Origin of the sequence: Sediminibacterium goheungense (genome assembly GCF_004361915.1) — a bacterium.
Classification (GTDB): Bacteria; Bacteroidota; Bacteroidia; order Chitinophagales; family Chitinophagaceae; genus Sediminibacterium; species Sediminibacterium goheungense.
Genome location: NZ_SNWP01000011.1, coordinates 870,470 through 877,861, shown reverse-complemented (window position 1 = coordinate 877,861; position 7,392 = coordinate 870,470). Strand labels below are relative to the sequence as shown.

The following is a 7,392-nucleotide window of genomic DNA, read 5'->3' as shown; positions in this document are numbered from 1 at the left end:
ATACTAAAATAAGCTGGATTTCAAATTTAATAATTATGTTTTCAGAAAAAATCACTTTTACTATACTACTGATTTTACTTGGGATGGCTATTGCTTTGATTATATATCTTTTTTTTCATTTCCGTACAAAAATCCGGAAACTCACTTGTGAAATAGATGAAAAAAATGCTATCCTATCCCATTACCAACTTAAACTGGAGTCTGTTGAAATAGATCTCAAAAACAATATTACTTTTCGTGAAAGAGCCATCAGTATTGTAGTTCATGATTTGCGATCACCCTTATCTTTTCTGCACAAAACACTTGTTCATTTAAATCAATCATCGGATGCCATAACACCAAAAATGCTGAAACGTCTTACTGATGAAATGAGTTTCTCTTCGTACCAGATAGTAGGTTTTGTAAATGATTTACTCGAATGGCTAAAAAATAACAACAAAGGTTTTATTGAATCCTCCAGTATTGGACAACTCCATGAATTTATTCGATCCAAATGTGCTATATATATTGATATGGCTCAAAAAAAAGGATTAGAGATGAAGATTGATTTGAAACCTGATTATTACATCAGAACAGATTTTAATCTGCTACAGATTATTCTCAGAAACCTGCTCGATAACGCTATAAAAAATACCGATACCGGCTCTATCAGTATTACTGGTTACCCAAAAGATGGGAAAAATTATATTATCATTACCGATACTGGCAATGGCATGAGCAAAGATAAAGCCACTGAGCTTGAGTTTGGTGTAATCACAAAAAAAACAAATGAAAGTACACAAATCGGATTCAGAATTGTGCATGATCTGGCTACTTTACTCAAAGGAAAAATCAGAATAATAACAGAACCCAACAGGGGTAGCAGTATAACCCTTGAACTACCTAATCATGGAACACCGCCAATAGGTAAATCAGTTGCATCAGCACAATAAATGATTGTCTATTCAGGTACCGGTAGATTGATTTCACAACGAACATTGAAGTTATCATCATTAGCTACTGTTGCAGACATAGTGTACGTTCCCTGACAAAGTGTTATACCCAGACGGGCAATTTCAAGTCCCAAACCTAAACCCTGTTGTTCATAAAAATGTCTGTCGAACTGAGTGAACACGGTATATTTATCAAAGTCGAATGATTTTACTTTATCAGAGATATTTTTAATGATAATCTTGTAATGCCTATTCTCTTCTAATACAGAAAAGCTAACAACAGTTCCTTTTTTGGCAAATTTAAACGCATTATTAAACAATTCTTTAAGGGCCATCACCAAAACCATTTCATTACCGGAAATATATAGTTTTTCTGTTCCCTGATGAAAGGAAAAGAATTCGCCTGTGCAAAGTTGGCTTTCGCCGCTATCCTTAACCATTTGCAGCAATTGATCGGCGGTTACCGTAAACATTTCTTTATTTTCAATCCTGTTATTAGTCAGCTCATACCAGGTAGATACGCGTAACGATGCATTCATCAGGTGCTGAGCACTTGTTAGAATATGATGTGTTAATTCTTTTTGTTCTTCCACACTGATTTTACCAGCTGTTTCATGCATAATATTAGCCAGACCAATAATAGCTGTCATAGGCGTTCTGAATTCGTGTCCGGAAAACGCCCTTACTGCCGATCCAAGCAAATAGTTATCTGTCATAATGGTATAATAGGGGTGAAATGTATCGCTGATTAATTATGCTCTATTACATACCAACATTATGCAACCTAGCCAACGATACGAGTTCTACAAAACCAGACCTGGGAATACCGAGTTTTTCACAAGCTTTACCTTTGTAAGTGGAAACAGTAGAAACATTGATCGAAAGTTCTTCTGCAATTAGCGCAATATTTTTACCTGCCAGTAAGCCATGAATGACCTGAAACTCTCTTTCAGAAAGCGTTTCGAAAGGATTGGTTGTTTGTGGACTAACATAGGATTCCAAGAGGGCATTCTTAAGTGATTCACTAATGTATATCCCTCCTTCCAATAGCGCATTCATCGCATTGAGGATTTCGCCGGCTCCGGCCGACTTATGTACAAACCCTTTAATACCCAGTTTAAAATATTTTATAGCGAAATTCTTTTCATCATTCATGGAAAGAATCAAAACAGGTGTTTCGGGTCGAATGCGTAATGCATATTGCAACAGTCTGGTTGAATCTGAATCAGGCATGTTAATATCCATGATAATAAGGGAAAAAATATGCTTATCAATCAAGGCTATTGCCTGCCGTTCATTTTCTGCTTCAAAAAAATCTGCTTCAGGAAACTCCGAAGCAACAATGGTCATTAATCCTGCTCTTACCATTGAATGATCATCAACAAACAAAAAATTTTTCATATTTGCTATTATCTGGGCGTATAAACAAATTTGAAAAATAACTACTCACTCATTATTAGCTATTCCCTATTCCTTTTTATGGTTTTTCGGCTCAGCTTCCTAGCTGAAGCACTACTTATTATAAATTATATGATGCTCAAAATATTAACAATCAATATCTATATAATGATGCGAGAAAGTAATATTATTAATATAACTAATAAATAAACTCTCAGAACGGAAACCGGGGAGATAGAAACAGGGCATTTTTCTTGTTATTCGTAAACACGGCTATAACACTTGCATTGGTAACTATGAAATCGGGTAACCCATCAAGATCAATATCGCATATTTCATGATATAGTGGACTGCTAAGTGCCGGCACCACTATTCTTCCCGCTACCGCTATGGAAGAAAGGGTTGAGTTATTGCGTTGAATATAGATGTTGCCAGACCCTGTAGCAGTCAGGTCAATTTTTCCATCACCGTCAACATCTCCAAAAGCCAGTGAACCGGGTAGAGAACCTCCTCCCAAAGAGACACCTACACGGGTTGCCAGATTTCCAATACCCTGCGTACCGAGGTTAAGCAATGTAGCAATATTATTTCCACCATAGTTGGCAGATGCTACATCAGGTTTATTATCGCCATCCAGATCAAGGGCATTTGCATAATAGTAAAATCCAGCAGTAAAAGCCGTGTTACTGGTTGTACCAAGGGTGAAAATACCTGCATTGCCGCTAAAACTGATGCTACCGGGAGTAGAACTATTGTAAAAAATTCTAAACATAGCAGAGTTTATGGTGCCTGCTGAAACAAACGAAACCCCTATATCTACTAGGTTATCACCATTAAAATCCGCGTCTATAATTTTTAGTGCCCTGGAGGATGAACCAGTGGGAGAATTATGTTCGCTTATATCAAATGAAAAGCCAGCCCCGGTGGTATACAGGTTTCGCCAAATAACAAGTTTTGTGGTTAATTCATTGTTAGGTGAAAAGAGAATATCTGGTTTTCCATCACCATCCATATCAACTAACCTCAATGTATATATAGTAGAACGTGTTGCTATACTATTATCAAATGGAGTTCCCATAATAAATGTACCTGACGTTGATAGATTGGGTACTACCGTTAGCTGATCAGTTGTACCTGATGTTCTAACATAAGCTACAATATCAGGTTTTGCATCACCATTCATATCTGACAGATCAAATGCTAAAATGGTGTAACCAACGCCAAAATCAATGGCAGTGTACACATTACCTGCATCAAAATTAACTGTACCAATACCAGATGTATTTCGCAAAATAGAGATAGTGGAACTACTGGATACAAAAACAATATCGGGTTTCGCATCGCCATCCATATCCATCATTCTGAAATACGGAGCCCTCATGGCAGCACTGTAACTAAAACTGGCTGATGAAGAAATGGACATACTACCCTCATTGTAAAATGTAGGGATAAATGGATTCTGACTATAATTAGAGCCTTTAAGCCCTGTTTCAAGGTTAACAACCGATAGGTATTCAGAAGTGGCACCCGCTGGTGCATTTACAGTAAGCTGTGTAGCGCTGGCTGTTGTAGCCGCTACAGATACTGCTCCAAAAAAAATGATATTATTTGCGGGTGTTGTGCTGAAGCCCGATCCATTAATAGTAACCAATGTTGTGCCTGCGCTTCCAGTTTTTCCCAAAGCAGGCGTAAAGGAGGAAATGACCGGCTGTGCCCCTGCTAAAAAGGTAAAAGTAAGGAACAGGAATATACTTCCAATTCTGAAAATGATCGTAGCAACTTTGTTTCCATTATTCATTACTAATAACTTGTTTTAAAGCTTTAAAATAATACTACATAATATCATTTAATCCTATTGAAAAATGCCAAATTCTACTTTTTCATTACTACCAACAACTATCAACATCCAGTATTATTACCCTTTATCTGACTTGTTTAAGCTTAAGGTAAAGAACAACTTTTTGTTTTCATTTACTAATCAGACATTGCAAAAAATATTACCCATCCAGATAACCATGAAATTACCAACCTAAAAACACTTCTCTCTGATTTTTTCGAATACCTTTTCTTTAAAATGGCAATTTTGGTAGAAACATTTTATCCTTTTTTAATCCACTTGAATACACATTTAAATTTGTTTTGCTCGAAACAATGATTTCGGGCAACCCGTCACCATCCAGATCACAAATTTCTAAGTACATAGGTGCTGTGAGTACAGGAAAAGTTCGCCTGGCAGCTACACGAATATTGCCAGTAACAGCATTATTACGTTGTACTACAATAGTATTAAATAAGGAAGCTGAAGCCACCAAGTCTGGTTTCCCATCGCCGTCTAAATCCCCTATTGCTAGTGCACTGGGCCCTGTGCCGACTCCAATTGAAACACCCACCCTTGTTGCCAGATTACCAGAGCCTCGCGTACCCAGATTTAAAAGTGTAGTGATATTATTTCCCTGATAATTTGAAGAAGCCATATCAGGTTTTCCATCTCCATCAAGATCAATAGCTTTAGCATAATAAATCTTTCCGCCTAAAATTTCTACATCCTCTCCCAGACCTAGTGTTATTTTCCCGGAATGACTGGCAAAACTGATATTACCAACAGTTGAACTATTGTAAACAATATTTACAAAATTACTGTCAAAACCATAATAATGAAATACCAGGCCAACATCAACGAGGTTGTCGCTGTCAAAATCTGCCATAATCAGATTGGTTACATCGCCATCCCTGAGGTTTGTTGAAACGGGTACTGTATAGCTGGTTGTACTAAATGCGAAACCAGTTCCGGCATCATAGTTATTTTTCAGAACATTAAATGCCCCATCACTTGTTCTAAAAACTGGCACAACAATATCAACTTTCCCATCATTATCGAAATCCGCCAAAGCAATATCATTACCAATAATCAACCCAACAAATACATGATTGTAATATGCACCCAGATTAACAACACCAGGCGTGGAGAGATTAGGATAAATTTTCACATTAGGACCATTGGCAGAATCACTGGAAATCACAATTTCGGGTTTTCCATCACCTGTAAGATCCCCAATTGCTAACCCACTTATATCATTGGATGCATTAATGTCTGGTGTTGCATAAAAATTTATAGTTTCAAAATTTATGTTTCCAGGAGTAGATAAATTCCTCAAAATTTTCACTTTCGATGAGTCTACATGCACAATATCTACTTTACCATCACCATCAATATCAGCCATCTTAAAATAAGGAATATCAAAAGCGTCTGTATAGGTAAAAGCTGCGGTGGAAGGAAAATTCATACTCCCTTCATTGGAGTATGTTGAAATAAATGGATTTTGACTATAGACAGTGCCAGAAAGACCAGTTTCGGTATTTACAACAGTCAGGTATTTACAAGTAGCCCCTGCCGGTGCAGTTACAGTAAGTTGGGTAGAGGATGCAGTTGTTGCAGCAGCATATGCTGCCCCAAAAAAAACAATATTATTACCAGGTGTGGTACTGAAACCACTACCATTAATCGTTACAATGGTTGTTCCAAATGTACCAGTAGATCCGGTTATAGGTGTAAATGAATTAATAACCGGTTGTGCACCTGATGCAATTACCATGAACATTGAAAAAAGTGCAAGCAAATACTTCAGGTTAATTGGCTTTTTATACTGTATTGAAGCATTTCTCATTATACCACTTTGTTAAAAATTCAATGCATATGTGCCAAAATAATTGGTACCATCGAATATGAGGCTTATTATATCGGTCTTTCCTGCCGCGCAAGTTAAAACCGGCGCTGAAGCACCAGCCCATTTCACAGATGCCGGCCAGGTAATTGTATAAGCAGTTCCTGAACTGTAAGCAATTTTAATCACATAAGACGAAGGACCAGTTGTGGGATTACTGAAAGTGAGCGTAGTGATATTGGTTGCTATCGGGATCGTTATTATATTCCCCAAACTCATGTCGATGGTTAAGCTTGCAGAAGATCCACTTACAGTATTCATAGTAGCTGAATAACGGGTAACATTTGTTGAAGTACTGCTCAGCGTTGTTGCTGAAACGGTTCCACTTACAGATAAATTTCCTAGTTGCCCGACAGATGTAATATTTGGCTGAGCGGCTGTAGTTAAGGTTCCGGAAATAGTAGCTGCTGATAAATTGCTTGATACAGTTAGGTTTTGAACATTTGCCAGACTCGTTATTGAATTCATCGCTGAACTGCTCAGTGTACCACTGATTGTACCACCCTGAATTGTTCCTGTAACAGCCAAACTCGTTAACTGACCCAATGAAGTAATATTAGGTTGTGCATTTGTGGTCATTACACCAGAAATAGTTGCAGCTGAAACATGATTAGTTACTGTTAGCTGCTGAACATTAGCCAAGCTAGTTATTGAATTCATAGCGGTAGTACTGAGTGTTCCGCTTAAGGTTCCTGCCTGGAGCATTCCACTTACCGATAGGCTTGTCAATTGCCCTAGAGAAGTAATATTGGGTTGAGCTGAAGTACTTATTGTTCCTCCTATAGTCCCTGCAGACAGGTGGTTAATTACGGTAAGATTTTGCACATTCGCAAGATTGGTAATTGAATTTACTGTTGCTGCACTCAATGTACCATTAAAAAAACCCCCATCAATCGTTCCACTTACCGACAAATTATTTAACTGTCCAAGAGATGTAATATTAGGCTGTGCAGCTGTTATGATAAGACCACTCAGGGTACCTGTATGTATGGCGCCTGTAACAGAAAGATTAGATAACAAACCTAATGATGAAACGGTTAGTATAGAACCCAGATCTCTCCAGTCGGCATTTCCGAGTGTAACATCTCTTAACACATACATTGTATTATCAGACTGCACATACACCAACATTCCAAGACTTCTTCTTTGGGTAGTGATGGCATTTCGGGCTGCTATGTCTGCCACTACACGATAACCACCAAAACCCAGATGATCCATATGTGTGGGATACACGGAGTTGCCGTCATTGGTAGTCAGGTATCCCAAGACTTTGATTTGTCCCGATGCTTTAAAGCCGAAAAGACTTAGTACGAAAATCAGAATGAATATCTTTTTCATAA

6 protein-coding genes and 1 pseudogene are annotated in these 7,392 nt (G+C 37.8%); 1 reads left to right on the top strand and 6 read right to left on the bottom strand.

Annotated features, from left to right (window positions below):
* The first annotated feature begins 35 nt into the window (after positions 1 to 35).
* Positions 36 to 932 (top strand): sensor histidine kinase, encoded by an 897-nt coding sequence (locus tag BC659_RS11485; protein WP_133474898.1) that lies wholly within the window; start codon positions 36 to 38, stop codon positions 930 to 932.
* Between the two features lie 8 nt (positions 933 to 940).
* On the opposite strand, the gene BC659_RS11480 is transcribed toward BC659_RS11485, so the two are convergent.
* The 6 genes and pseudogenes from BC659_RS11480 to BC659_RS11460 all read right to left on the bottom strand — a co-directional run bounded on the left by BC659_RS11480 (position 941) and on the right by BC659_RS11460 (position 7,390).
* Positions 941 to 1,648 (bottom strand): sensor histidine kinase, encoded by a 708-nt coding sequence (locus BC659_RS11480; protein ID WP_133474897.1) that lies wholly within the window; start codon positions 1,646 to 1,648, stop codon positions 941 to 943.
* 46 nt (positions 1,649 to 1,694) lie between these two features.
* Positions 1,695 to 2,333: a response regulator gene (locus BC659_RS11475; protein ID WP_133474896.1), complete on the bottom strand. Its 639-nt coding sequence runs from the start codon at positions 2,331 to 2,333 to the stop codon at positions 1,695 to 1,697.
* A 211-nt stretch (positions 2,334 to 2,544) separates the two neighbouring features.
* Positions 2,545 to 4,128 carry an FG-GAP-like repeat-containing protein gene (locus tag BC659_RS11470; RefSeq protein ID WP_133474895.1) on the bottom strand — a complete coding sequence of 528 codons (1,584 nt, stop codon included), beginning with the start codon at positions 4,126 to 4,128 and terminating at the stop codon, positions 2,545 to 2,547.
* Between the two features lie 271 nt (positions 4,129 to 4,399).
* Complete coding sequence (locus BC659_RS11465; RefSeq protein WP_246027126.1) at positions 4,400 to 5,614, bottom strand: FG-GAP repeat domain-containing protein; 1,215 nt, start codon at positions 5,612 to 5,614, stop codon at positions 4,400 to 4,402.
* Between the two features lie 102 nt (positions 5,615 to 5,716).
* Positions 5,717 to 5,923, bottom strand: a pseudogene (locus BC659_RS17150) (IPT/TIG domain-containing protein); the annotation flags it as partial.
* 84 nt (positions 5,924 to 6,007) lie between these two features.
* The gene (locus BC659_RS11460; protein ID WP_133474893.1) at positions 6,008 to 7,390 is read right to left on the bottom strand and encodes a hypothetical protein; all 1,383 of its coding nucleotides are present in this window, start codon (positions 7,388 to 7,390) and stop codon (positions 6,008 to 6,010) included.
* Between the last annotated feature and the right edge of the window lie 2 nt (positions 7,391 to 7,392).